Source organism: Streptomyces peucetius, assembly GCF_025854275.1.
Taxonomy (GTDB): Bacteria; Actinomycetota; Actinomycetes; order Streptomycetales; family Streptomycetaceae; genus Streptomyces; species Streptomyces peucetius_A.
Map to the genome: position 1 here is coordinate 4,637,263 of NZ_CP107567.1, position 25,944 is coordinate 4,663,206.

Annotated in this window: 24 protein-coding genes and 1 tRNA gene; 14 read left to right on the forward strand and 11 right to left on the reverse strand. The window is 69.9% G+C overall.

Translation table 11 applies throughout. The features are described from left to right. Positions 1-300 precede the first annotated feature (300 nt). Both OGH68_RS21415 and OGH68_RS21420 read right to left on the reverse strand, forming a co-directional pair. Entirely contained in the window at positions 301-1,632 is a 1,332-nt protein-coding gene (locus tag OGH68_RS21415) for a sensor histidine kinase (protein WP_264250204.1), read from the reverse strand. A 285-nt stretch (positions 1,633-1,917) separates the two neighbouring features. Further along, positions 1,918-3,153 (reverse strand): sensor histidine kinase, encoded by a 1,236-nt coding sequence (locus OGH68_RS21420; RefSeq protein WP_264246374.1) that lies wholly within the window; start codon positions 3,151-3,153, stop codon positions 1,918-1,920. A 205-nt stretch (positions 3,154-3,358) separates the two neighbouring features. Between OGH68_RS21420 and OGH68_RS21425 the strand changes: the two genes are divergently transcribed. The 12 genes from OGH68_RS21425 (at position 3,359) to OGH68_RS21480 (ending at position 14,950) form a co-directional block, all read left to right on the forward strand. Beyond that, complete coding sequence (locus OGH68_RS21425) at positions 3,359-3,757, forward strand: NADH-quinone oxidoreductase subunit A (RefSeq protein WP_264246376.1); 399 nt, start codon at positions 3,359-3,361, stop codon at positions 3,755-3,757. After that, complete coding sequence (locus tag OGH68_RS21430; protein WP_264246378.1) at positions 3,748-4,440, forward strand: NADH-quinone oxidoreductase subunit B; 693 nt, start codon at positions 3,748-3,750, stop codon at positions 4,438-4,440. The genes OGH68_RS21425 and OGH68_RS21430 overlap by 10 nt, the downstream gene beginning before the upstream one ends. Next, the gene (locus OGH68_RS21435) at positions 4,437-5,822 is read left to right on the forward strand and encodes an NADH-quinone oxidoreductase subunit C (RefSeq protein WP_264246380.1); all 1,386 of its coding nucleotides are present in this window, start codon (positions 4,437-4,439) and stop codon (positions 5,820-5,822) included. The genes OGH68_RS21430 and OGH68_RS21435 overlap by 4 nt, the downstream gene beginning before the upstream one ends. Beyond that, entirely contained in the window at positions 5,819-6,784 is a 966-nt protein-coding gene (locus OGH68_RS21440) for a complex I subunit 1/NuoH family protein (protein ID WP_264246382.1), read from the forward strand. Before OGH68_RS21435 ends, OGH68_RS21440 begins: the two co-directional genes overlap by 4 nt. 2 nt (positions 6,785-6,786) lie before the next feature. Next, positions 6,787-7,410, forward strand: coding sequence for a NuoI/complex I 23 kDa subunit family protein (locus OGH68_RS21445; RefSeq protein ID WP_264246384.1), 624 nt, complete (start codon positions 6,787-6,789; stop codon positions 7,408-7,410). Beyond that, positions 7,407-8,000: an NADH-quinone oxidoreductase subunit J gene (locus tag OGH68_RS21450; RefSeq protein WP_264246386.1), complete on the forward strand. Its 594-nt coding sequence runs from the start codon at positions 7,407-7,409 to the stop codon at positions 7,998-8,000. Before OGH68_RS21445 ends, OGH68_RS21450 begins: the two co-directional genes overlap by 4 nt. Further along, a complete protein-coding gene (nuoK, locus tag OGH68_RS21455) occupies positions 8,000-8,383 on the forward strand; it encodes an NADH-quinone oxidoreductase subunit NuoK (RefSeq protein WP_264246387.1) in 384 nt (127 codons plus the stop codon). The genes OGH68_RS21450 and nuoK overlap by 1 nt, the downstream gene beginning before the upstream one ends. Beyond that, on the forward strand, positions 8,380-10,380 hold the full coding sequence (locus tag OGH68_RS21460) for an NADH-quinone oxidoreductase subunit L (RefSeq protein WP_264246389.1): 2,001 nt from the start codon (positions 8,380-8,382) through the stop codon (positions 10,378-10,380). The genes nuoK and OGH68_RS21460 overlap by 4 nt, the downstream gene beginning before the upstream one ends. 3 nt (positions 10,381-10,383) lie before the next feature. Beyond that, positions 10,384-11,973 carry an NADH-quinone oxidoreductase subunit M gene (locus tag OGH68_RS21465; protein WP_264246390.1) on the forward strand — a complete coding sequence of 530 codons (1,590 nt, stop codon included), beginning with the start codon at positions 10,384-10,386 and terminating at the stop codon, positions 11,971-11,973. Beyond that, complete coding sequence (locus OGH68_RS21470) at positions 11,973-13,514, forward strand: NADH-quinone oxidoreductase subunit N (RefSeq protein ID WP_264246392.1); 1,542 nt, start codon at positions 11,973-11,975, stop codon at positions 13,512-13,514. Before OGH68_RS21465 ends, OGH68_RS21470 begins: the two co-directional genes overlap by 1 nt. Before the next feature lie 183 nt (positions 13,515-13,697). Then, positions 13,698-14,561, forward strand: coding sequence for a zinc metalloprotease HtpX (htpX, locus tag OGH68_RS21475; protein WP_264246393.1), 864 nt, complete (start codon positions 13,698-13,700; stop codon positions 14,559-14,561). Beyond that, positions 14,558-14,950, forward strand: coding sequence for a YccF domain-containing protein (locus OGH68_RS21480; protein WP_264246394.1), 393 nt, complete (start codon positions 14,558-14,560; stop codon positions 14,948-14,950). The genes htpX and OGH68_RS21480 overlap by 4 nt, the downstream gene beginning before the upstream one ends. Positions 14,951-14,955: 5 nt before the next feature. On the opposite strand, the gene OGH68_RS21485 is transcribed toward OGH68_RS21480, so the two are convergent. Then, positions 14,956-16,221, reverse strand: a complete 1,266-nt coding sequence (locus OGH68_RS21485; protein WP_264246395.1) for an APC family permease — start codon at positions 16,219-16,221, stop codon at positions 14,956-14,958. Between the two features lie 86 nt (positions 16,222-16,307). Here OGH68_RS21485 and OGH68_RS21490 point away from each other — a divergent pair, with 86 nt between their 5' ends. Continuing rightward, positions 16,308-16,577, forward strand: a complete 270-nt coding sequence (locus OGH68_RS21490) for a GlsB/YeaQ/YmgE family stress response membrane protein (protein ID WP_264246396.1) — start codon at positions 16,308-16,310, stop codon at positions 16,575-16,577. 85 nt (positions 16,578-16,662) lie between these two features. On the opposite strand, the gene OGH68_RS21495 is transcribed toward OGH68_RS21490, so the two are convergent. The 3 genes from OGH68_RS21495 to OGH68_RS21505 all read right to left on the reverse strand — a co-directional run bounded on the left by OGH68_RS21495 (position 16,663) and on the right by OGH68_RS21505 (position 18,557). Then, a complete protein-coding gene (locus tag OGH68_RS21495) occupies positions 16,663-17,316 on the reverse strand; it encodes an alpha-ketoglutarate-dependent dioxygenase AlkB family protein (RefSeq protein WP_264246397.1) in 654 nt (217 codons plus the stop codon). A 13-nt stretch (positions 17,317-17,329) separates the two neighbouring features. Further along, positions 17,330-17,836 (reverse strand): methylated-DNA--[protein]-cysteine S-methyltransferase, encoded by a 507-nt coding sequence (locus OGH68_RS21500; protein WP_264246398.1) that lies wholly within the window; start codon positions 17,834-17,836, stop codon positions 17,330-17,332. Between the two features lie 232 nt (positions 17,837-18,068). Then, positions 18,069-18,557 carry a YajQ family cyclic di-GMP-binding protein gene (locus OGH68_RS21505; RefSeq protein WP_264246401.1) on the reverse strand — a complete coding sequence of 163 codons (489 nt, stop codon included), beginning with the start codon at positions 18,555-18,557 and terminating at the stop codon, positions 18,069-18,071. Between the two features lie 194 nt (positions 18,558-18,751). Between OGH68_RS21505 and OGH68_RS21510 the strand changes: the two genes are divergently transcribed. Next, positions 18,752-18,833, forward strand: a tRNA-Tyr gene (locus OGH68_RS21510). Positions 18,834-19,085: 252 nt separating this feature from the next. Here OGH68_RS21510 and OGH68_RS21515 read toward each other — a convergent pair. From OGH68_RS21515 to OGH68_RS21535, 5 genes are all read right to left on the reverse strand, one after another. Then, entirely contained in the window at positions 19,086-20,606 is a 1,521-nt protein-coding gene (locus tag OGH68_RS21515) for an ISAzo13 family transposase (protein WP_264250206.1), read from the reverse strand. A gap of 885 nt (positions 20,607-21,491) precedes the next feature. After that, positions 21,492-22,148 (reverse strand): hypothetical protein, encoded by a 657-nt coding sequence (locus tag OGH68_RS21520; protein ID WP_264246402.1) that lies wholly within the window; start codon positions 22,146-22,148, stop codon positions 21,492-21,494. 326 nt (positions 22,149-22,474) lie between these two features. After that, complete coding sequence (locus OGH68_RS21525; RefSeq protein ID WP_264246404.1) at positions 22,475-23,611, reverse strand: IS630 family transposase; 1,137 nt, start codon at positions 23,609-23,611, stop codon at positions 22,475-22,477. Between the two features lie 864 nt (positions 23,612-24,475). Then, on the reverse strand, positions 24,476-24,820 hold the full coding sequence (locus tag OGH68_RS36475) for a hypothetical protein (RefSeq protein WP_413471013.1): 345 nt from the start codon (positions 24,818-24,820) through the stop codon (positions 24,476-24,478). 148 nt (positions 24,821-24,968) lie between these two features. Further along, entirely contained in the window at positions 24,969-25,865 is an 897-nt protein-coding gene (locus tag OGH68_RS21535; RefSeq protein WP_264246407.1) for a bifunctional DNA primase/polymerase, read from the reverse strand. Positions 25,866-25,944: the final 79 nt, after the last annotated feature.

Below are 25,944 nucleotides of genomic sequence, written 5' to 3' on the forward strand. Positions count from 1 at the left end.
CTCCACAGCTTTGAGCCCCCCCCTGTTGACCTGTTGCCCCGATGACGCGCTCGCGCGTTCTGCGTCTCCGCGTCCCGCGTTTTCGCGCTTCCCGCCCCTGCGTCCTTTGACCCCTGCGCACTCCAGCATCGCAGGATCGGAGCGCCGCCGGGCCTGTGCCGCGTTTTTCCCGGTCACCCATCGGGGGACGCAGGAACAGGCGCCGGGGTTGCCGCGACGGTCGGCGGCGCGGTGAGGGGGCCGGGGCCGGGGCCGGGCGGGCAGCGGGTGCGGGGGCGGAGTTGGAGGCGGAGGCGGGTGTCAGCCGCGCCAGGGGAGCTCGGCGGTGATCGTCGTCGGTCCGCCGGACGGGGAGTCGACGGCCAGGACGCCGTCCACCGCGCCCAGCCGTTCCGCGAGGCCGGCCAGGCCGCCGCCGCTGTCGAGCCGGACGCCGCCCTTGCCGTTGTCGGTGACCTGGAGCATCAGCCGGTCCTGCGAGCGCCACACGTCGACGGAGGCGCGGGTGGCCCGGGCGTGCTTGCTGATGTTCTGCAGCAGCTCGGAGACGGTGAAGTAGGCGATCCCCTCGATCGCGGCCGCCGGCCGCTCGTCCAGGTCCACCGTGACGGCGACCGGAGCCGTGCAGCGGGAGGCGACGGCGGAGAGCGCCGCGTCCAGACCGCGGTCTGTCAGTACCGCGGGGTGGATGCCGCGCGCCAGGTCGCGCAGCTCCTGCAGGGCCAGCTTCACCTCGCCGTGCGCCTCGTCGACCATCCGGGCAGCGGCCTCCGGGTCCTCGGCGAGCTTCTCCTTCGCGAGACCCAGGTCCATCGCCAGGGCCACCAGACGGGCCTGCGCGCCGTCGTGCAGGTCGCGCTCGATACGGCGCAGGTCCGCGGCGGCCGTGTCCACCACGACCCCGCGGTCCGACTCCAGCTCCACGACGCGGGTCGCCAGCCGGGACGGGCCGAGCAGCCCGGTCACCAGCAGCCGGTCGACGCCGGTCAGCGCACGCATCACCCAGGGCGTGGTGATCGTGAGCACCAGACCGACGGCGCTCGTCACGGCGATCTCGAACGGCGTGTCCAGATAGAAGTTGTGCGTCCCGTCCCCGTACAACTGCAGGCCGTCCACGCCGCCCCACATCGGGAAGACCCACTGCCAGAGGGGGTAGAGCAGCAGCGCCCAGCCGGTCACCCACAGGGTCACCGACACACAGAAGCCGAAGACGGCCCAGGGGAAGTGGAGCAAGGCGTAGAGCAGGTGGCGCCACGACGCCCCGCTCTTGAGGGTGCCGGCCGTCCACGCGACGAAACCGTTCGTCCCGGCGCCCGCCGAGCCGAGCACCGGCTCCGGGCCCGCCACCTCCACACCGAGCAGCGCCCGTGCGCGGGCCCGCTCGAGCGCCCCGTAGCCGCGCAGGGCCGACAGGGAGAGGGCGAACACCGGGATGCCCAGGAACGTGACGAGCAGTCCGGCGCCCAGCGAGGTCACGGTGACCGCGAACACGAAGACCGCGGTGGCGAGCGGCAGGCTCAGCACCAGGTAGCCGAACTCCCGCCAGGCGCGGCCCTCGAAGGGCGCGCGCAGTACGGGAGGGAGGAAGTGCTCCCGGCGGGCCGGGGGACCGTAACCGTAATCCGTGGCCATCGAGGTCGTCCGTTCTGGGATGCGGGCTGTCATGACTCAAGCGTGGTGCGGCGGCCCGGTCCGCACCATGAGGGCGGTATCCGTCTTGGAGGGGGGTTTTCCCCACCGTGTCGCAGGTGCGCCGCACGCCTGTGACGCCTGCGCCGGTCGGGGCGTGGGCATGCGGCACCGGCGCGTGGGCCGGCCGGGGCAGCGGTCGGGGGCAGGCGCCGGCGTGGAGGTGGGGGCCGGGTCGGCGAGGGTGGTGGGGGAGGTGGGGCCCGTGGGGTCGGTGGGGCAGGTGGTTCAGGTGCTCGGGGTCCTGCCCGCTTCACGGGGCCGCTGCGCCCCCTGCGGCGCATGGGCCTCACACGCCTCACGCGTACGCCAGGGGAGCTCGGCGGTGATCGTCGTCGGCCCGCCGGACGGGGAGTCGACGGCCAGGACGCCGTCCACCGCGCCCAGCCGTTCCGCGAGGCCGGCCAGGCCGCCGCCGCTGTCGAGCCGGACGCCGCCCTTGCCGTTGTCGGTGACCTGGAGCATCAGCCGGTCCTGCGAGCGCCACACGTCGACGGAGGCGCGGGTGGCCCGGGCGTGCTTGCTGATGTTCTGCAGCAGCTCGGAGACGGTGAAGTAGGCGATCCCCTCGATCGCGGCCGCCGGCCGCTCGTCCAGGTCCACCGTGACGGCGACCGGAGCCGTGCAGCGGGAGGCGACGGCGGAGAGCGCCGCGTCCAGACCGCGGTCTGTCAGTACCGCGGGGTGGATGCCGCGCGCCAGGTCGCGCAGCTCCTGCAGGGCCAGCTTCACCTCGCCGTGCGCCTCGTCGACCATCGCGGCCGCCGCGTCCGGGTCCTCGAGGAGTTTTTCCTTCGCGAGGCCGAGCCCCATAGCGAGCGCGACCAGCCGGGCCTGCGCACCGTCGTGGAGATCACGTTCGATACGGCGCAGGTCCGCCGCCGCCGTGTCGACGACGACCCCGCGGTCCGACTCCAGCTCGGCGATGCGGCGTTCCAGTTCGTCGGACGGCGACAGCAGCCCCCGCACCATCGCCCGGTCCGCGTTGGACAGCCCGCGTGCGATGAAGGGAAGAACGGGCCAGAGCACGAACAGGCCCACCATCATCACGGTGAAGGTGACGACGCCCCAGGGCAGCCGGATGACCGAGTACAGCACCGTGCGCCAGGCCACCGGGTCCTTCAGCCGGTACCACACCGGAGCGATCAGACCGGCGCCGCGCCCCGGGCCGGGCAGCGGGCTCGGCTCGTCCACCCGTACGCCGAGCAGCGCCCGTGCTCGCGCTCGTTCTGCCCGCCCGAGCAGGCGCGCACCCATGAGCACGAGGGCGAGCAGCGGCAGGCCGACCACCGTCACGGTGAGGCCGGCGCTGGTGGTGATCGTGACCGTCACGTAGACGAATCCGAGCAGCGCGGCCGGCAGATTGCCGAGCAGATGCGCGATCTCCTTCCACGTGCAGCGGTCGAAGGCGAAGCGCGCAGGGGGCGGCCGGTCGTCGTCGGGGGCGGTGATGCTCGCGGTCATGGAGGCCAGCCTGCCGGGCCGGAACGCCGTAGGCCATGGGGTACATGGGTGGGGCGGAGTGGGGATAACCCCACCCGGGCCGGTCCGATGCGTGACACGACTGCTTACCCTCTCCTTAGCAGGGCCTAGACTCCCGTGCGTACAGAGCGTGCGTGCTGATCGTGCGTGCCGCAGGTCGACTGGGTCAGGGAGCGAGGGGACGGACGTGCCGGAACCGACCGTGGTCGTGCTCGCGACGGACTACTTCCGCAGCTACTCCGTCGTCGGGCTGCTCGCGGTGATCGGCGTGTTGTTCGTCGCCGTCGCGTTCGCCGCCGGCCGGCTGCTGCGACCTGTCGCACCGACACCGGAGAAACTGCTCACGTACGAGTGCGGCGTCGACCCGGTGGGCGAGGGCTGGGCACACACCCAGGTCCGCTACTACGTCTACGCCTTCCTGTACGTGATCTTCGCGGTCGACTCGATCTTCCTCTTCCCGTGGGCCACGGTGTTCGCCGCCGACGGCTACGGCGCGACGACCCTCGTGGAGATGTTCATCTTCCTCGGCTTCCTGGCCGTGGGACTCCTCTACGCATGGAAGAAGGGGGTCCTGACATGGATGTGACCCCGAACCCGAACCCGCGCAACTCGGCCCGGGCCCAGGCTCAGGCCCCCCAGACCCTGGAACCGGGCGCGGCCCGGGCCCCGGAGCTCCTGCCCGAGCCGCGGCGACTGGGCGCCCTGGCGCGCCTGGCCCCCGAGCCGATGAAGGTGGTCCTCAACTGGGGCCGCCGCTACAGCCTCTGGGTCTTCAACTTCGGACTGGCCTGCTGCGCCATCGAGTTCATCGCCGCGTCGATGGCCCGGCACGACTTCATCCGGCTCGGCGTGATCCCCTTCGCGCCGGGGCCGCGCCAGGCGGACCTGATGATCGTCTCCGGCACGGTCACGGACAAGATGGCTCCCGCGGTGAAGCGTCTGTACGAGCAGATGCCCGAGCCCAAGTACGTCATCTCCTTCGGCGCCTGCTCCAACTGCGGTGGTCCGTACTGGGACTCGTACTCCGTCACCAAGGGCGTCGACCAGATCATCCCCGTCGACGTCTACGTCCCCGGCTGCCCGCCCCGGCCCGAGGCCCTGCTCCAGGGGATCCTCAAGCTCCAGGAGAAGATCGCCCACGAGTCGCTCGGCGAGCGCTACGGGCACGGCGGCGACGCCCCCGGCGCGCGCACGACGTCCACCGCGGCGCTGCGGAGCGGCCTGGTCACCCCGCCGCCGGCTGCCCCCGGCACGGAGGGGGAGCGATGAACGCGCACCCGTACGACGGCCTCCCCGACGCCGTCACCGAGGTCTTCGGCGAGGAGGCGACGGCCGAGCGGACGTACGAGCTCCTCACGGTCGACGTCCCCGTCGGCTCCTGGATCGCGGCGCTGGAGATCGCCCGCGACAAGTTGGGCTGCACCTACTTCGACTGGCTCAGCGCCGTCGACGAGCCCGGCACCGGATTCCGCGTGTGCGCGCACGTCGTCTCGCTGGAGGGCGGTACGGTCCGGCGGCTGCTGGTCCGCACGACCGTTCCGCACGCCGCGCCGTCGCTGCCGTCGGCGGTCGACGTATACGCGGGCGCGAGCTGGCACGAACGAGAGACGCACGAGATGTTCGGCGTCGACTTCACCGGCCACCCGAACCAGCAGCCGCTGCTGCTGCCCGAGGGCTTCGAGGGCCATCCGCTGCGCAAGGACTTCGTGCTGGCCGCACGGGTCGCCAAGGCGTGGCCGGGTGCGAAGGAACCCGGCGAGTCCGAGCACGGCGGACCCAAGCGCCGTCAGATGCTGCCGCCGGGCGTCCCGGACCCGAACGAGTGGGGCCCTTTGAAGGGCCAGCTCCCGCCCGCACCTGCCCGCCCCGCCCGCGGTGCGCGTGCCGGTGCGGCCGGTGCGGCTGGTGGGGCCGGCGCAGGCGAGCGGCCGGCCCGCCGCACCCGCACCGCCTCCGAAGGCTCGGCGAGTCAGCCCCCGACCCCGCGCCGCTCGCGCAGCGCGAGTGAGGGCTCCGCCTCCCAGGCGGAGGCCGGCGCCCCGTCCGGCGTTCCGCGCCGCTCGCGCAGCGCGAGTGAGGGGTCCGCCTCCCAGGCGGCAGGCGCCCCGGCCGCACCGACGGCCGCGCCGTCCGAGCCGGCCGGGTCGACCGACGCGGCGCAGGCCGCGGCCCGACCCCGCAGCGCGGACGCACCGTGGCACCACGCCCGCCCCGCCTTCGCCGACACCGAGACCCCTGCCGACACCGAGACCCCTGCCGACACCGGGACCCCTGCCGAGCCGTCGGCCCCCACCGGCAAGGCCCGACCGGCAGAACCCGGCCCGAACGCTCCTGGCGCGGAGACTCCCGGCGCGGACACCGCCGCTCCGGACGCGCCCGCACCCGAGGCGCCCGGTCCGGCCGCGCCTGCGCCCGAGGACCGCGGCCCGGACGCGCCTGCTGCGGACGCGCCCGCACCCGAGGCGCCTGCTCCCGAGGCGCCCGGCCAGGACGCGCCTGCTCCCGAGCCCCGCGCACCCGATGCCCCGGCCTCGGACGCCGCCGCTTCCGGGGGCGACGCTCCACGACCCGAAACCCCCCGGCCCGCGCCCGGATCCGACGACGGACCCGATGACGAGCCGAACCGACCCGCCGGAGGCGAGCCCGCGTGAACGACGCACTGGACGTCGCCCTCCGGCTCCTCGTGATCTTCGCCGTGTTCCTCGTCCTCCCCCTCGTCATCGGGCAGACCGAGCACAAGGTCATGGCCCATATGCAGGGCCGGCTGGGCCCGATGTACGCCGGTGGCTTCCACGGCTGGGCCCAGCTCGTCGCGGACGGTGTGAAGTTCGCGCAGAAGGAGGACGTGGTGCCGGCCGAGGCCGACCGCCGTGTCTTTCAGCTGGCTCCTGCCATCGCGCTGCTTCCCTACCTCCTCGTCCTCGTCGCGATCCCGATCGGCCCGAACGAAGGCGCGGTCGGGATCGTCGTCGACGCCGGCATCTTCTTCGTCCTCGCCGTGATGGGCGTCGGCGTGCTCGGCTCACTCATGGCGGGCTGGGCGTCGGCCAACAAGTTCTCCCTGCTGGGCGGCCTGCGCACGGCCGCCCAGCTGCTCGCGTACGAGCTGCCGATGCTGCTGACCGCCGCCTCCGTCGCCATGGCGGCGGGGACGGTCTCGCTGCCCGGCATCCTGAACGCCTTCGAGTGGTGGTGGCTGCCCTGGCAGATCGTGGGCGCCGTCGTCTTCTTCGTCGCCGGCCTCGCCGAGCTGCAGCGCCCGCCGTTCGACATGCCCGTCGCCGACTCCGAGATCATCTTCGGCGCGTACACCGAGTACACGGGACTGCGCTTCGCGCTCTTCCTGCTCGCCGAGTACGCGGGCATCGTCGTGCTGTGCGGGCTGACCACCGTCCTCTTCCTCGGCGGGTGGCACGGTCCGTTCGGCGCGGACGGTCTGGGCTGGGTGTGGACCCTGCTCAAGACCGCGGCGCTCGCGTTCCTGATCATCTGGCTGCGCGTGACCTATCCCCGGATGCGCGAGGACCAGCTGCAGAAGCTCGCCTGGACCGTCCTCATCCCGCTCGCCCTCGCCCAGATCGCCCTCACCGGCATCGTCAAGGTGGTGATCTAGCCGTGTCCCCGATCCCCGGATCCGGTCTCGCCAAGGGCCTGGCCGTCACCCTGCGCACGATGACGAAGAAGACCGTCACCGCCCAGTACCCCGACGTCCAGCCCCATCTCCCGCCCCGCTCGCGCGGTGTGATCGGCCTGTTCGAGGAGAACTGCACGGTCTGCATGCTCTGCGCCCGCGAGTGTCCCGACTGGTGCATCTACATCGACTCCCACAAGGAGACCGTGCCGGCGGTGACACCCGGCGGCCGTGAACGCAGCCGCAACGTCCTCGACCGGTTCGCCATCGACTTCTCCCTCTGCATGTACTGCGGTATCTGCATCGAGGTGTGTCCTTTCGACGCGCTGTTCTGGTCACCCGAGTTCGAGTACGCGGAGACGGACATCCGCGACCTCACCCACGAGCGGGACAAGCTCCGCGAGTGGATGTGGACGGTGCCGGCACCGCCCGCGCTGGATCCGGGCGCGGAGGAGCCCAAGGAGCTGGGCGCGGCCCGCAAGGCGGCGGACAAGCTGGCGGCCGCGCAGGCCGCCGAGAACACCCCGCCGGCCGGCGCAGGACCGGCGGACGAAGGCGGTCCGGCAGGCGGAACCGGTCCGGCATCGGGCCAGGGAGGTCAGGGATGACGCTCGCCGCAGCCGCGACGCACGGCTTCCTCTCCCCGACCGGAGTCGAGATCGCCTTCCTGCTCGTGGGCATCGCAACCCTCGGCGCGGCCGTGATCACGGTCACGACCAGGCAACTGGTGCATGCCGCCCTCTGGCTGGTCGTGGCGCTCGGTGGCCTTGCCGTCGAGTACCTCCTGCTCACCGCGGAGTTCATCGCCTGGGTGCAGGTCCTGATCTACGTCGGTTCGGTGGTCGTCCTCCTTCTGTTCGGTCTGATGCTCACCAAGGCGCCCATCGGCCGCTCACCGGAAGCCGACTCGGGCAACCGGTGGGTCGCCCTGGCGGTGGCGGTGGCGGCCGCGGCTTCCCTGGTGTGGGTGGTCGTCGACGCCTTCCGCACCACCTGGATCGACCTGGACGGACCGGCCCAGGGCTCCACCAAGGTGTCCGGCGAGATCCTCTTCCGGCACTGGGTGCTGCCGTTCGAGGCCCTGTCGGTGCTGCTGCTCGCGGCCCTCATCGGCGCGATCGTGCTGTCCCGCAGGGACAAGGAGGAGCCGGTCGAGGACCGGTCGGCCGGACGGCCGGCCCGAGGGGGGAACCGCTGATGCACCTCGCCTATCCCGCCGTGCTCGCCGCGCTCCTCTTCAGCGTCGGGCTGTACGGGGTGCTGGCCCGACGCAACGCGATCCTCGTCCTGATGTCGGTCGAGCTGATGCTCAACGCCGTCAACCTCAACCTGGTCGCCTTCGACGTCTGGCTGCGCGACACCCTGAACGCCGGCCAGGCGCTCACCCTCTTCGTCATCGCCATCGCCGCCGCGGAGATCGGCATCGGTCTGGCGATCGTGCTCATGGTGTACCGCAACCGCGGCAGCTCCGACGTCGACCGCCTCCGCGACACCGCGGAAACCGCCCACGGAACCGACGGACCCGGCAACGCCACCGGGACCTCCGCAGACAACGAGGAGAAGGCCGAGGCCACCACGTGACCACCACGACCCTCGCCGTCCTCGTCCCCCTCCTTCCGTTCCTGGGCGCCGCGGCCGGGCTGCTGCTCGGCCGCACCGCGCCCGGTTTCGTGCGCCCGCTGGCCGTACTGCCGACGCTGGCCGCGGCCGCGCTCGCCGTCGTCGTGGCCGTACGCCAGGGCGGCGGCAAGGCGATCGACGCCGCCACACAGCTCACCCCGACCGGCTCGGTCCCGATCGACCTGGCGCTCCACCTCGACGGCTTCGCGGTCCTCGCCGCCGTCCTGGTCGGGGTCGTCGCCTCGTGCGTGCAGATCTATTCGACGGGCTATCTGCGCGACGACCCGCGCTATCCCTCGTACGCCGCGCTGATCTCGCTGTTCACCTCCGCCATGCTGCTCGTCGTCTACTCCGGCGACCTGATGGTGCTGCTGGTCGGCTGGGAGATCATGGGCATCTGCTCGTACTTCCTCGTCGGCCACTACTGGGAGACGCCCGAGGCCCGCGCCGCCTCGCTCAAGGCCTTCCTGGTCACCAAACTCGGCGATGTCCCCTTCCTGATCGGTCTGTTCGCGCTCGCGGCCGACGCGGGCACCTTCCGGATCACCGGGATCCTCGGAGCGGTCGCCGCAGACGCCGTCAACCACCCCACCCTCATCGCGCTGCTGCTCCTCGCGGGTGTGGCGGGCAAGTCGGCCCAGTTCCCGCTGCACACCTGGCTGCCCGACGCGATGGCAGGCCCCACCCCGGTCTCCGCCCTGATCCACGCGGCGACCATGGTCGCCGCCGGCATCTACTTCGTGGCCCGGCTCCTCCCTCTCTTCGCGGCCTCCGCGGCCGCCATGACCGTGCTCGCCGTGATGGCGGCCGTGACGATGGTGGGTTCGGCGCTCGCCGCCCTCGCGCAGGACGACATCAAGCGGGTCCTCGCCTACTCGACCATCGGCCAGCTCGGCTACATGTCCGGCGCCCTGGCGGTCGGGGACCGCGGTGCCGCCGTCTTCCACCTCCTGTCCCACGGTGCGTTCAAGGCGCTGCTCTTCCTCGCCGCCGGCGTGATCATCCATGCCGCCGGCACCAACTCGCTCGCCGCCATGTCCCGTATGAGCGGCCTCGCCAAGCGCGTCCCCGACGCCTACTGGACGATGACCGTCGCTCTGCTCGCGCTGGCCGCGATCCCTCCCTTCGCGGGCTTCTTCTCCAAGGAAGCCGTCCTCGTGGCCGCCGAGCACACCGCTCTCGGCGACTCGGCCGTCGCGCCCACGACGGCAGGCTGGTTCGTGCTCGTCGCCGCCCTGCTCACCGCCCTGCTGACCGCGGCCTACGCGATCCGGCTGTGGCTGCTGGCCTTCCGCGGCCGGGGCACCGAGGCTCCGGACCACGGTCGCCAGCCGCTCTCCATGACCACGGTGCTGTGGGTCCTCGCCGTTCCTTCGCTCGCGTTCGGGCTGACCGCCGGCCGTCTGCCCGGCTGGTTCGACGGCCACGCACTCACCCCGACCGTGACCACAGCCGTCCTCGGCACCGGTGTCGCGCTCGTCGGCGGACTGATCACCTACGGAGCGTGGCGGCACTCCACCGCGGTCGCCGCCCGCACACCGATCGGTGCCGTCGCCGCCCACCCCGAAGCCGAACCGGCCGTCTCCGAGGCGGAAGCCATCGCCACCCACGTCCCTGCCTACGGCGACATCGCGGCCGCCCCCGACCCGGCCGACCCCGCCCGGCTGCTGCTCGGCCCGCTCCACCGGCACGCGGCCGCGGGCTTCCACGTCGACGCCCTCTACACGGCACTGTTCGTCCGCCCCGTGCGGGCCGGCGCCCAGCTGGTCAGCTTCCTCGACCGTGAGGTCGTCGACACCTACGTACGCGGCTCCGGCACCGGTACGCGCTGGCTCGGCACGGCCGTCCGGCGTGCCCAGACCGGCAACGTCCAGACCTATCTGAGCGCACTGCTCGCCGGATCGGTCGTCCTGGCGATCGCCGCCGTCGTCCTTTCCAACGTCAACGCCGGATCGTGAGCCGTGATCGATATCAGCGCGTCCGTGATGCAGTTCCTTCTCGCGTTCGTCGTCGTCGGCCCGCTCATCGGGGCCGCCGCCGCCCTGCTGCCCGCCCCGCCCGGACTGCGCGGCAGCAGCCCCGACCAGGCGGTCCTGCGCCACGGTGTGACCGTGACCGGCGCGATCCTGCTGGCCGCGGTGGTCCTCGCACTCGGCTTCGACCATGACCATCCGTCGAAGATGCAGGCCACGACCGACATCAAATGGATCCCGGCACTCGACGTGCGGATCCACCTCGGCATCGACGGCATCTCGCTCCCCCTTCTGGTCCTTACGGCGCTGCTGACCTTCCTCTGCGCGCTCTACAGCTACTTCAAAATGCCCGCGGGCCCGTCGCCCAAGGGCTTCGTCGCCCTGCTGCTCGTCCTCGAGTCCGGCACCCTGGCCACCTTCGCCGTCCTCGACCTGCTGCTGTTCTTCCTGGCGTTCGAGATGGTGCTCATCCCGATGTACTTCCTCATCGCCCGCTGGGGCGGCGAGGCAAGGCAGCCCGCCGCCTGGAAGTTCATCCTCTACACACTGCTCGGTTCCGTGGTCATGCTGCTGGGCCTCCTGCTCATCGGGCTGAAGGCCGGCACATTCGACATGGTGGCACTCGCCACTGACAACGGCCGGGGTCTGACCACATCCGTGCAGGTCATCGCCGTTCTCGCGATCGGTATCGGCCTGGCCGTGAAGACGCCGATGTGGCCCCTCCACACCTGGCTTCCCGACGCCCACACCGCCGCACCGACCGTCGGCTCGGTCCTCCTCGCCGGCGTGCTCCTGAAGATGGGTACGTACGGATTCGTCCGTATCGTTCTGCCGATCGCACCCGACGGCATGCGGACCTTCGCGCCCTACCTCGCCGCCTTCGCGGTCGTCGGCATCATCTACGGTTCGCTCGCCTGCCTGGCCCTCGCGCGCCGCGGCGCGGGCGGTGACCTGAAGAGACTGATCGCGTACTCCTCGGTCGGACACATGGGCTTCGTGCTGCTCGGCATCGCGACGATGACGCCGACCGGGGTGAACGGCGCCCTCTTCGCCAACATCGCCCACGGTCTCATCACCGGCCTGCTGTTCTTCCTGGTCGGAGCGATCAAGGACCGTTACGGCACCGCGGATCTCGACACCCTCGCGGGTGCCACGGGAGCCGCGCTGTACGGCCGCGCCCCGCGCCTCGGCGGTCTTCTCGCCTTCGCGGCGGTCGCCTCGCTCGGGCTGCCGGGCCTCGCCGGGTTCTGGGGGGAGATGCTCGCGCTGTTCGGAGCGTTCGACCCGGCCGACGGGCTCAGCCGGCCGGCCTTCCTCACCTTCATGGCGATCGGCGCCTTCGGCACCCTGCTCACCGCCGCGTATCTCCTCGTCGTGGTGCGCCGTGTGTGCATGGGCGTCCGGCCGCAGGCAGGTCCGGACGAGCAGCGTCCCGAGCCGTTCGCCGACGTCCGCGCGTACGAGTTCGCCGCCTGGACCCCGCTCGTGACGCTCACCGTCGTCGCCGGACTGTGGCCCGCGGTCCTCCTCGGCCTCACCGATCCGGCCGTGCAGCAGCTCCTCGCAGGAGGCAAGTAGTGACCGTGGCAGCCGAGAGCGTCACCAGCCTCGTCCAGTCCGTCGACTGGGCGGCGATCGCGCCGCCCACGATCGTCGCGGTCGTCGCCCTGGCCTGCCTTGTCGCCGACCTGTTCATCGACGACCGGCGCAAACCCCTGCTCGGGGTGGTCGCGATCACCGGCCTCGTCGCCGCGATCGTCGCGCTCGTACCGCTGCGCAGGGGCGACCGTTCGACGTTCTGCCTGACCGACAACGCGGACGCCTGCAGCTACACCGCCGACCACTTCACCCTGGCGATCCAGTTCCTGGTGTTCGGCGGGGCGCTGCTGACCGCGCTGCTGTCTCTGACGGACACCCGGAAGAGGCTTCCGGCGGGCGAGTTCTGGTTCCTGCTGCTGTCGTCGGCGGCGGGCGCGGCACTGCTGCCCGCCTCCCGCGACCTCGCCACCCTCGTCGTCGCCCTCGAAGTCGCTTCCCTGCCGGCCTTCGCACTGGTGGGCCTGAGGCGTGGTGACCGCCTCTCCAGCGAAGCCGCCCTCAAGTTCTTCCTCTCCTCGGTCACCGCGACGGCCGTGACGCTCCTCGGCGTCAGCTTCGTGTACGCCACGACGGGAACCCTCCACCTCACGCAGGTGGCCGCCGGTCTCGAGGACGTACCCGGCCAGCTCGACACGCTCGCCAAGGCAGGCGTCGCACTGACTCTCGTCGGCTTCGCCTTCAAAACGGCGGCGGTTCCCTTCCACTTCTGGGTGCCCGACACCTACGTGGGCGCGCCGCTGCCGATCGCGGGCTACCTCTCCGTCGTCGGCAAGGCCGTCGGATTCACCGGTCTCATCCTGGTCACCGTCATCGCGTTCCCCGGATACGCCGACATCTGGGGCCCCGCGCTCGCGGTCCTCGCCGCCCTCACCATGACCGCCGGAAACGTGGCCGCCCTGCGCCAGTCCGCGACCCGCGCATGGAGCGCGGTACGCCTGCTGGCCTGGTCCTCCGTGGGCCAGGCCGGGTATCTGCTGGTGCCGATCGCGGCCGCCGCGTACTCGACCGACGACCAGATCGGCGCCACCGTCGCGTACGCCCTGATGTACGCCGTCGTGAACCTGGGCGCGTTCGCCGTGGCCGCCGTGGTCGGCCGCACCCGGCCGCTGAACCGGATCTCCGACTACCGCGGGCTCTACAGCACCCGTCCGCTCACGGCCCTGGCCATGGGCTTCTTCCTGCTCTGCCTCGCGGGACTGCCGCCGGGCATCATCGGCCTCTTCGCCAAGGTGACGGTGTTCTCCGCCGCCGTGGATGCGGGCCTCGGGTGGCTGGCGGTCGTCATGGCCGTCAACGTCGTGATCGCCCTCTACTACTACCTGCAGTGGACGGCGGTCCTCTTCCGCGCCCCGCACGCGGCGGAGGCAGTAGAGCCCGCCGCGACAGCAACGGGCGAGGCCGTCCGGAGGCGCACCCCCGCCCCCGTGACCGCCGCCGTGGTCCTGACCGCCGTCGCGGGCGTCGTCCTGTCCGGCTATCCGCAGCTGGTCCTGCGCTTCGCCGCGAACAGCCTGTTCTGAGCGGCCGGGGCCGGGCTGAGCGAACCGGCCCCCGGGCCTCACCCGAACGGCCGGTGCCGGGGCCCGGGTGCGCAAGGGGAACCAGTGTCCTTCGCCTGGCGTTGACCAGTACAGAAGGTTCCACTGAAGAGTGGAGCACCACCACGCAAAGGGTCCCCTGCCGCACCACCTGGAGGGCGTACCGTGCACCGCCGGCACAACGGGCTGAAGACCGCCGTACTCCTCGGGGGACTGTCCGCACTGATCCTCGTCATCGGCAGCTTCTTCGGCCGGACGGGGCTGCTCGTCGCGCTCGTCGTGGCACTCGGCACCAACGCGTACGCCTACTGGAACAGCGACAAGGTCGCGCTCCGCGCCATGCGCGCCCGCCCGGTCAGCGAGTTCGAGGCACCGGCGCTCTACCGAATGGTCCGCGAGCTGTCCACGGCGGCCCGCCAGCCCATGCCGCGCCTCTACATCTCACCGACCCAGGCGCCCAACGCGTTCGCGACCGGCCGCAACCCCCGCAACTCGGCGGTCTGCTGCACCGAGGGAATCCTGCGCATCCTCGACGAGCGTGAGCTGCGGGGCGTCATCGGTCACGAGCTGAGCCACGTCTACAACCGCGACATCCTCATCTCGTCGGTCGCCGGGGCCCTCGCCTCCGTGGTGATGTTCCTGGTGAACTTCGCCTGGCTGGTCCCCATCGGCCGCTCCGACGACGACGAGGGGCCCGGCCTGGTCGGCATGCTGCTGATCATGCTGCTCGGCCCGTTGGCGGCATCCGTGATCCAGCTCGCCGTCAGCCGCTCCCGGGAGTACGAGGCGGATGCGTCCGGCTCCCAGCTGACCGGCGATCCGCTGGCACTTGCGAGCGCTCTGCGCAAGCTCGACGCTGGTACGAAGCGGCTTCCGCTGCCGCCGGAGCCGAGGCTAGAGACGGCGAGTCACATGATGATCGCCAACCCCTTCGGCCCCGGCCGCGGATTGTCCAGGATGTTCTCGACCCACCCGCCCATGGCGGAACGAATCGCCCGACTCGAGCAGATGGCAGGTCCTCGCCCGTGAAGACAATTCTGAACGTCATATGGCTGGTCCTGAGCGGCTTCTGGCTGTTCCTGGGGTATCTCCTGGCTGGAGTGATCCTCTGTATCACCGTCATCGGTATCCCGTTCGGCCTGGCGTCCTTCAGGATCGGGGTCTACGCCCTCTGGCCGTTCGGCTACACGACCGTGGACCGCCGGGACTCCGGTGCGCCCTCACTGGTGGGCAACGTCCTGTGGGTGATCCTGGCCGGCTGGTGGCTCGCGCTCGGACACATCGTCACGGGCATCGCCCTCTGCTTCACGATCATCGGGATCCCCTTCGGTGTCGCCAACTTCAAGCTGATCCCCGTGTCCCTGATGCCACTCGGCAGGGAGATCGTCCGCACCGATCAGCCGTTCGCGACGCGCTGACGAGCTCAGCGGTCGCGGCGGTGGATCCGGGTCGCGTACACCGCCGCGCCCAGTGCCAGCACGCCCGCACCGATGAGCACGGACGACAGCGGCAACGAGAACGCCAGAGCCAGGCATCCCGCCACCCCGAGGCCGGCCGTCACCCGGATGTTCCACGACACTCGAACGGGTGTATCGGTCCGCGGTCCGGAACTCAGCGTCCAGGCGGAAGCGTTGGCGATTGTGTAGTAGACGAGCACTCCGAACGACGAGAAGCCGATCGCCCCGCGCAGGTCCACGGTCGCCGCCACCACCGCGACGACGGCCCCCACAGCGACCTCCGCGCGGTGCGGCACCTGGAACCGCGGATGGACCGCGGCCAGCGCTCCCGGCAGATGGCCGTCACGGGCCATCGCAAGAGTCGTCCTTGACACGCCGAGAATCAGCGCGAGCAACGACCCCAGCGCCGCCACCGCGGCACCGACACGGACCACCGGCGCCAGCCAGGAGGCCCCGGCCGCCCGTGCGGCATCGGCGAGCGGGGCCGCCGCCTGCCCCAGCCCCCCTGCACCCAGTACGGAAAGGACCGCGACAGCGACACACGCATAGACGACCAGCGCGATGCCCAACGCCAAAGGCACAGCGCGCGGGATCGTACGGGCCGGATCCCGTACCTCCTCGCCCAGTGTGGCGATCCGGGCGTACCCGGCGAAGGCGAAGAACAACAACCCGGCGGACTGAAGGACCCCGCCCACCGACGCGTCGGCGCCAGGCTCGAGCCGCCCGAACTCCGCAGAACCGCCGGCGAGCAGAGTCACCACCACAGCAGCGAGTACCGCCAGCACCGCCGAGACGATCACCCGCGTCAGCCACGCCGACTTCTGAACGCCCCCGTAGTTCACGGCAGTCAGCGCGACCACCGCGGCGACCGCCACCGCCTGCGCATGGTCGGGCCACGCGTATGCGCCGACCGTCAGAGCCATCGCCGCGCACGAAGCCGTCTTCCCGACCACGAACGCCCACCCGGCCAGGCACCCCCAGAACTCGCCCAGCCGCTCACGCCCGTACACATAGGTGCCGCCGGACGCGGGGTACACGGCGGCGAGGCGTGCCGACGACATGGCGTTGCAGTAGGCCACCACGGCGGCCAGCGCCAGTCCGATCAGCAGGCCCGATCCGGCCGCCAGCGCGGCCGGCCCCAAGGCGGCGAAGATTCCCGCCCCGACCATCGATCCCAGACCGATCACCACGGCGTCGAGGACCCCGAGCGACCGTCGCAACTCCCGTGTCATACGCCGCACCCTACTGATCACCGCAACCGCGCCCCGGCCGGGTGGCGTCCTCGACCACAACACCGTACGAAAGGCAGGTTCACGGCATGACCATCGTCGGCTGGATCGTTCTCGGGCTGCTGGCCGGGGCCATAGCCAAGATCCTCCTGCCGGGGCGTGACCCGGGCGGCCTGATCGGCACCACTCTCATCGGCATTGCCGGTGCCTTCACCGGCGGCTGGATATCCGCTCGTTACCTCGACCGCGAGATCGCCAACGAGTTCTACGACGGCCCGACGTGGGTCGCGGCCATCGGCGGCGCGCTCGTCCTGCTGATCGCCTACCGGATCCTGTTCGGTCACTCCCGCTCGCGCTGACCGGGCCCCGCGGCCCCGCGCCCCGCGGCCCCCACGGTTCGGAACGGACGGTGCCGCCGGGCCGGTCCGTCACCGCGTTGTGGAGTCAGTCCGCCAGCCCCGTCTCGCGCAACGTGATGTTCAGCCGGCCGCCGCTCATCCCGGTCGCGGGGTCGGCCGTACCGGGAAGCACCTTGGGCACGCCGTGGTACGCGAAACGGGAGGCGCCACCGAAGACGAACAGGTCACCGGACGCCAGTTCCACATCCGTGTACGGGCGGCCCCGGGTCTCGGTGTTACCGAAGCGGAAGACACACGAGTCGCCGATGCTCAGTGAGACGACCGGCGCGGCGGACCGCTCCTCCTTGTCCTGGTGCATCCCCATCCTGGCCGTGCCGTCATAGAAGTTGATCAGCGCGGTGTCGGGCGCGTAGCCCCGATGCTCCCCGTACGCCTCGACCAGTGCCTCACGCCCCAGCTCCGCCAGCCACTCCGGGAACCCGGCCACCGGTGCGCCATTCACATCGTCGGCCGTCCGTGAGTATCTGTACGGCTGCCAGTGCCAGCCCACGCACACCGTCTGCACCGACATCACACCACCGCCGGGCAGCACCGTGTGCCGGATCGGCACCGGCCCCCGCGCCCAGGCGCGGCAGACGTCCACCAGCTCCCGCTGGCGCTCGACCGGCAGCCAGCCGGGCACATGCACCGCATCCGGCGAGACGACGGCCCGCTCCCGGGGGAACAGCGCTCCGCTCATGAGACCGGCCCCGTCACGGCACCAGTACCCCCTCCAGCCCGAGGAGCCGTGCCTTGGACTCCAGGCCTCCGGCGTACCCCCGCAGGGCGCCGTCCGTGCCGATCACCCGGTGACACGGCCGCACGACGAGCAGCGGATTGCGACCGATCGCCGTCCCCACGGCCCGCACGCCCACGGCAGAGGTGCCGACCGCCGCGGCGATCTCCCCGTACGTGGTCGTCCGCCCGTAGGGAACGTCCTCGACGGCCCTCCAGACGCTGCGCTGGAAGGCGGTCCCGGCATCGGCGTACTCGATGTCGAAACGGGTCAGCCGTCCCGCGAAGTACGACGCCAGCTGGCGTCCGATCTCCTCGAAGGCTGCGGGATCACGGCGCCAGCCGTCCTGGACCACGGCCCCGCCCTTCTGCCCGGGCAGTGAGAGGGAGGCCAGCGCGGTGCCGCCCTTCGCCGTCGCCGATGCCCGGCCGACCAGCAGCAGCTCACCGAGCGGGCTGTCGACGATCTCGTACACACTCGTCATGGCTCACGTGCTCCTTGCGGTGTTCCTGTCCCGGGGCTCTCCGTCCGCCCCGCTGCCTACGAGTCTGCGACTCCGGCCCCGCCGGGGCTGGCGGTATTCGGACGTCACCGCCGGCCGCGGGACCGGTCGTGGGCCGGGCCCGCCCCGACCGCCCCGTCACCCCGGGGCACGGGACGGGGGCGGAGCGGACCAGCCGCTCCGCCCCCGGTTGCCCCCGGCGCGCCCGCAGACGTCAGCGGTAGTTCACGAACTGCAGCGCGAAGTCGAAGTCCTGCCCCTTGAGCAGAGCCTGGACGGCCTGCAGGTCGTCGCGGCTCTTCGAGCTGACGCGCAGCTCGTCGCCCTGGACCTGCGCCTTGACGCCCTTCGGGCCCTCGTCACGGATGATCTTCGCCACCTTCTTGGCGTTCTCCTGCGAGATGCCCTCCTCGATCGAGGCGAAGATCTTGTACTCCTTGCCGGAGATCTGCGGCTCGCCGGCGTCCAGCGCCTTCAGCGAGATGCCGCGCTTCACCAGCTTGGTCTGGAAGACGTCCAGGATCGCGTTGACGCGGTCCTCGGAGTTCGCCTGCATCAGGATCTTCTCGCCGGACCAGGAGATCGAGGCACCGACGTTCTTGAAGTCGTAGCGCTGGGAGATCTCCTTGGCGGCCTGGTTGAGGGCGTTGTCGACCTCCTGCCGCTCGACCTTCGAGACGATGTCGAAACTGGAGTCGGCCATGTCCTGTGGCTCCTTGTATCGGGTGCGTGGAGGCGCGGCCGGAACACCCCGAGCCGCTCGGCCAAGCCTAGCCACCCACGCCCGCCCGGGGCGCTGATCAATCCGGTGGCGAAGCACCCCTGCACATCAGGTATCGTTTACGTCGTTGCCACGGAGCGCCGCCCACAGCGGTCCCTCCACCGGCGACATCCCATGGCGGTGTGCCCGAGTGGCCAATGGGAGCGGACTGTAAATCCGTCGGCTTAGCCTACCCAGGTTCGAATCCTGGCGCCGCCACGCGATGAAGACGGCCCCTGATCTGCGGAAACGCAGGCCAGGGGCCGTCGTCGTCGGGCTGCCGAAAAGGTCGACTGTCTCACTCTGTCTCCTTCGCGCACGCTCTCTACCAGCTGCTGTGGACGGGGCGTGGACGGGTAATGGACGCCTCCTTGTCGCGTGACTCAGGTGGATGGCCGCCGCGCTGAAGGGTCTTTGCTGTCACACGCGGCGGTTTGTGCCCACGTCTTGTGGCTAAGGGCCTGCCGATCATCAACCTGTCGTCTTGATCTTGCTGTTGGGGTTGCTGCTTTGGGTGGCGACTTGGGCTTGGAGGGCTGCCAGGGCGGTCGGTGGGGTGGTGACCGACGAGATGGTGATGCCCTGTGCTTCGAGCAGGCGTCTGATCTTCAGCAGGGTGCGGTGCATGGCGGTGCGGCTGCTGTTGAAGAGCACGGCGAGGGGTTCCGCGGCCAGGTTGACGCGCAGGTGGAGCACTGTGGCCAGGACCTGGTCGGCATTGGCGAGGCGGGGCGGGCGGCCGCGGCGGGTGTCTCCTTTTGCGGCCAGGATTTCGATGAGGTGCTGCAGCTGGTGCGGGGCCAGGCCGGTCAGTGCGGGATCGGACAGCATGGCCGGGTCCCACTGCGGCGCCGATGGCCGGCTGCTTCGGGCTGCCGGGATGGCCGGGGCCGGCTGGGGGTGCAGGGCATAGTTCCACTCGCCGTGGAAGGTGTGCCGGGCCAGCGGCAGAGCCGCCATCTCCGCGTCGCCGACACCGATGCCGGTGGGATAAATGTTGGTGTCCAACCGGGCCTTCACGCGCAGTCCGGTGCGGGTAGTGGTCGCGGCGATCGATTCGAGGATGACTTCGTGGCTGGTCAGCGGGCGACCGCGCCAGTTCATGGTGATGTGGGAGAAGAGCCGGTGCTCGATCTTGTTCCACTTCGAGGTGCCCGGAGGCAGATGGCAGACCGTGATGGTCAGGCCGGTCTCGGCGGCCAGGCGGGCGAGGTGAAGTTTCCAGGCCCGGGTGCGATAGCCGTTGGAGCCACCCGCATCGGCGGTGATCAGCAGCCGGGAAGCCCGCGGATAAGCGGCCCGGCCCTGGTCGTGCCACCAGCGGCGGATCGACTCCACCGCGAACGCGGCGGTGTCATGGTCGGTGCCGACGTTGATCCAGCCGGTGTTGGCCGCCATGTCGTAGATGCCATAGGGGATGGCTTTGCCCAGCTGCGGATCGGCGAAGTCATGCACGCGCACCGGCACCGGGTCGCCCGTCGGCCGCCAGGAACGGCCCGGATTGTGGAAGTCGCCGACCAGCTCCTTCTTCTTGGTGTCCACGCTGATCACCGGCTGGCCGGCGTCCCGGTGATCGCGTGCTTGCTCGTTGAGATGCCGGAACTGGGCATCCCGGTCGGCATGCTGACTGCCCTCGAGGGTCTTGGCGTTGGCCTGCAGCCGGAAGCCCTCCTGGCGCAACAGGCCGGCGACGGTGTCGGCACCGACCCGGTGTCCCTGGCGGGTCAGTTTGGCTGCCAGCGTGCGGATCGACTTGGTCGTCCACCGCAACGGCGAAACATCGGATCCCCGCGCTCGTCCGGCTCGACCAGACTCAACAGCGCAGACCGCAGTCCGGGATCGAGATCCGCGACGCGTTTGCGCCCACCGCCCGGCCGCCGCACCCGCTCCACCAGGGGCTCGCCTGCCTCCAGGTCGGACATCCCCCCTGCGGATCGTTGTCTCGCTCACCCCGGCCGCCCGGGCCACGGCCCGGATGCCGCCATGGCCCATGCTCCGGGCCTCCGCGGCTGCCAGCAACCGCCGCTGCCGCTCGTCCAGATGCGGGAACACACCGCGAACTTCACAGCAAGTTGGTCACGAGTCTCGTCCGGGATGCGCATACGACATCAACGAGACACACCCCCGAAAGCAACACCTTGATGATCGGCAGGCCCTTAGACCACGGGAGCCACGGCCCCGATGTGAGCGCGGCGACGAAGCGTTTTCCGGCGAGAGCGTGGCGAGCGTCGGAGGGCGGTCGTGTTACGAGATCGGAGGACTCGACCGAGCCATGATTATTTTGCGCACGTGCTGGTCTCCGACAACGATGAGCGACGTGGAAGGCTGGTCGGGCGAGCGGGTGATTGAGATGTCGCCTCGAGTCGTCGCTGCGGTATTTAGAGGCCCGGTGTACTCGATCACCATGGCGTTCCTGCTGCATGCCAGCGATGCCCACGCCTTGGAGCTACCAGATCCTGAGGAAGTGTTGTACGGCCCTGCTGGATAGCGAGAGTTCCCTTCGCCTTCGCCGGGCCATTGCGAGATCAGGTGAATGTCGGTGGTTTGTGAGTCGTGTGGAATGGCGAAGAAGCCGCAAGAGTCGCTATTCACGTACATCAACATTCTCTGTGAGTCGCTTCTGACCTCGGCAAGGAACTTGGGCGTCCCTCCCGGAACTGAGTCACTCTCATCTGCCAATGGATCACCGGCAACGCTGATGACTTTTATGCCGCTAAGCGGAACGAGGTGGTCGCCACTCTTCGCCGGAGGTTCTTTGGATGGCGTACTACCTGTGCATCCGGCGAGGCAGATCACGAGAGTGGCCCCTAGTGCTAAAGTTCGCTTCTTCCAGCCCACGGGGCCACACCTCGCTCTTGTCGACTCTTCAGTTACCCGTCACTTTAGCCACTGGTTGAAGCAGACACCGACGGGCTTGTACGCGAACACACGCTTCCCCGTGGGAAACGCCCCACTCACACCTTCCCACACTTCGCCTATGTACTGCTCGTAGAGGGGGAAGGCTTGAACGGTGCCGAACTTGCCTCTCGGTACCTCGTAGCGTGTCTGGTTGCTGACGCCGTAGCTCTTGGTGACGTCCCAGCCCATGCCTGCCGAGATTGAGCCGACGCCGATGCTGATCTCCTTCTTCACAGTCGAATCAACCTTCTTTTCGACCGTGAGGACGAGGGTCGTCTTACCCTGCCCGCTCGTTTGCTGGATCACGTTAGTGCCGCACGACTGGCCCACACGTCTCGCGTTCTTAACAAACCTGAAGGCCGTGGCGTCTGCGGGCGCAGGAGAGACTAAAACGCTACCGTTCCTTTTCCCTTCAGAGTCAGTCTGGCCGGCTGTCACCTTGACGATGGTAGTTGAACCCGGCTTGAAGAACTGTCCATCAGCGGACATCGAGGCTTCAGGGATTCCTTCCGGCTTCCCCTCGCTGGCGTAGGAGACCCCTGAACCTGCCGCTGCGGTCATGGCGACCGAAGCCCCCGCTATGGCCAGAGTGATGGCTATTTTCCGCCGCCGAGGCGAAAAAGGTTCGTGCTTCACATTCTCTCCCGAGTTGACGTCATGCCCGAGTGGGTAAAGGCTTCTCCCTTTTCGGTGGACTGGGAGATGCTCGAACTCGCTTACTCGTAGATCTTGTGCAGCCTCGCTCCGCCTCGGCAACCGTTTTAATCGGCATGTGATCCAGGTAACAGGGGAATCTCAAGTTCAGCTTAATTCCTGGTGATTGCCCAACCTATCAAGCCATTAATTTCTCGCGATTTGACTTAAAGGCGCGGGGTGCGAGAGGCCGCTTTGAAGTCCCGCGTTGCGGGGGCCCTACGGCCTCGGACGGACCAGGGGCCATAGGGCCAGGACCTAGTGCCGCATCAGGCAACGTTTGCCCTGTCGACGACGGTCCGTAGGCGTTGGTCGTCGGCGTGGCGGCGGTTTCGCCAGATGATGTAGCGGCGGATCATGCTGCCCTGCTCTTTGTGGTCGGCGTGGTCGGTGCCGTCAAGGGTGAAGTAGCGCAGGGCGGTGAACTGGGCTTCGATGCGGTTGAGCCAGGAGCTGTTGGTCGGGGTGTAGGCCATCTCGATGTTGTTCGCCGCTGCCCAGGTGCCGACGCGCTGACACTTCTTCGTGGTCAGGTGGGGTGAGAAGTTGTCACTGACGATTGCGATCCGGACCTGGGGCGGGTAGAGGCTGCGGAGATACCGGCAGAACTCCAGGAACTGGGTCCGTCTCTTGACCGGCTTGATGTGGCCGTAGAGCTTGTCCTTGGCCAGGTCCAGGGCGGCGAACAGGTGTCGCACTCCGCCGTAGCGGTTGTAGGTGGCCCGGCGCCTGCGGCGGGGTTCGCGGTCGGGGTCCTTGTGCTTGCCGCCCCGTTCGGCCCACTGCCGGCCCGGGTGCGGCATCAGATTAAGGGGGCCGAACTCGTCCACGCAGAAGACAACTTCGGGTTCACCGTCCTCGGGTATGACCTCGCCGTCGGCGAGCGAGTAGAGGTGCTCGACGCGGGCCTTCTTGGCCGCGTAGTCCGGATCGCTGGAGGTCTTCCACGTCTTCAGGCGTTGAAAGGAGACGCCTTCCTCGCGGAGCAGGATGCGCAGGCCCTCGTGGCTGATGTCGTCGACCACCCCCTCGGCGACCAGGAAGTCCGCCAGCTTGGTCAGGCTCCAGGTCGAGAACGGCAGGTCGTGCTCGGTAGGCTTGGACTTGGCGAACTTGTTGATCTCCCGGCGCTCGGGCAGCGTGTACGTCTTCGGGCGGCCGCCGGAGTACTTCGGATACAGCGAGTCGAAACCGTCCGTGTTGAAGTTGTGGAGCACATCGCGGACGCGGTCGTCACTGGTGAACGACACCTCGGCGATCCGGGCCACCGGCAAGCCCTGCGCGGACAGCAGTACCATCTGGGCCCGCCGCCAGGTCACCACCGACCCGGTGCCCCTGCGGATGATGCGCAGCAGCCGCTGCCCCTCGTCGTCATCGATCTCACGAACCTGTACGCGTCCAGCCACGTGATCATTCTGGCCCGGCCAGCCGCGCAGGGAACCACCCACGCGGCCCACTGTCATGAGGCAAACGTGGTTAGCGCACGGGTCAGTTCGGCGTCGTACTGCTCGGCGTCGAAGTGAAAGGCCGGAGGGCGCGCCTCATCCACGGGCACCTGCCAGTCGGACCACTCCACGATCCCGCCGTGACGCTGCACGAGCACGGACAGGTAGCCACAGCATCCACCCGTGCACTCGGGCTCACCCAGTACTACACGTCGTCCCTCTACGGTCCCCCAGAGAGGACCCGGGCCATCAGCGGGCAGCGCCTCCTCCGCAAACGGACCGCGGCCTCCCTCTCCGATCGCCGATGCCACCACTTCCTCGCCATCGATCCGGAAAGACAACTGAGCAGCCCATCGGGTCCCGCTGGCAACACACTGACCTCAAACCGATTGAACACCAAGGCACCTTACGTGAGTACTGGCCGACGCAGTTCCGTTCCTACGACTGGATGCGGGCGTCTGGCCGACTGCCCGTCAACCTCCGAGGAGGCGAACGTCGCCTGATGCGGCAATAGCCACCAAAGGTGGGCAGGCAGTCGGGGCTCTGCGCAGCAGGGAATGCCTTGCGTTGCTGAAGCAGAGCCGAAATCTTGGCGTTCGCCGCGTCGTCGCCGCCCTTGAGGAACTTCGCGTACACCCGGAACAGCACCGCGACGCTGTGGCCGGCACGCTCGGCTACGAGCTGCGGCTCCACTCCAGAGCTGAGCCATGTGGAGACAGCCGCGTGGCGAAGGTCATAGGGCCGCTTAGCGAGCCTCGCAGCCAGCTCGCCAGAGGTGAGCACGTCCGCGCGTGCGCGGGCCCAGACCTCGCCGTAGCCGCTTTCCTACACCATCCCACCGCGGGCCGTGCGGAACAGTCGACCGTCGGGCGCCGTGCCGAACTGGATGACGTGCCAGCGCAGCATGGCCACCAGCTCCGGCGGTATCGGCACGTACCGGACCGCCTTGCGTGACCGGTGCTTCAACCCTCGCTGGTCGTGAGCCTCACCGCTGTCCGTCCACGCCGTGCCCGAGCGCGCTCGGCTCTCGTTCAGCCGCAGCATGCCCCAGCCTCGCCGTGGCAGTTCGCAGTCCCGCAGCTTGAGCCCGACCGTCTCGCCGGGGCGAGACGCGGCGTAGTAGATGCAGCCGAAGAACGCTTCCAGATGACGTCCTCGGGTTCGGCCCATTTCGGCTCGGGAAAATGCGCGGCCATGAGTTGGTCCGCAGTCCACGCGGTCCGCGGTCGCTCCCGCTTCGGCGCTGCCTCTGGCGCCGCCTGCGAGTCGCTGGGGACGGAGTACAGGTGCAGCGGCGGAATCGGGTTCGAGGACGCGCTCATGCCGCCACCGTCCTCGGTCGCTTCGCTCCGGCCCGCAGCCCGGAAGCGATGGCGCGGCGTGCTTCCCGCTCGCCCAGGCCCACTTGAAGAGCGCTGGTGCACAGCCACTCGGTCACCTCGTGCTCGCCCAGCTCGCCCCCGGCCACGAGCTGCCCGAGCGCGACGGACGCGATGTAGAGGGCCCTGTTCCGCTCGCCTTCCTGAGCGTGGCCGACGCGCTGCAGCTCGTCGTTGACCGCGGCGCGGAGCCACTTGCCACGGCGGCCGGCGGGGAGCGCGACGGCGATGGGCGTCTGCGGTGGCAGCGGTGCGGGGCGCAGAAGTTCGGCGATCCACGGCGGGAGCGGGGCAACGGGTGCTTGCCGCGCGGTCTCGTAAGGGTGACCGTCGAAGGTGCTGCCGGGGGCGACGACGTAGCCGCCTTGCGCGCGGGTGTCGATCTTCCAGCCGAGGCCGTTGCCCTTGTCGCCGCTGGTGTTCCGCAGGGGCTCGTCCTCGGGCGCGGTGCAGTACAGGTGGGTGCCACCGCTCCAGGTCCGCACGGTGAACGTGTCGTCCGGGAAGGGCTGGCCGTGGCGCTCGCATAGGACTGCGAGGACATCAGCACCGTCGGCGACGCCGGGCGGGGCCCACGCGGTCGGCGGGGTGTCGTCCGGTCCCTTGGGCTGGTCGAGGTCGACAACGACCAGTCGCGACGGGCCGGTGGCGATGCCGATGTTGTACGGGGGGTGGGCCCAGCACCGGGCGATGCGTGCAGGGTCGGTGGTGGAGCGTGTCTCCCAGTCAGTGATGGCGGGGCGCTTGTCGCCGGGCCGGAGTGGGAAGACGTGCCAGCCGCGTGCGGCGGCGTCCAGCGCGGCGTGGGGCAGCGCGAGGCGTTCGGCTTGAGGCATTCTGGGTGTCTCCTGTTTCTTCGAAGGGGCAGGAAGCCGAGGCGGGCGCGGTCTTGTGGTGAGAGGCGCCCGCCTCGGG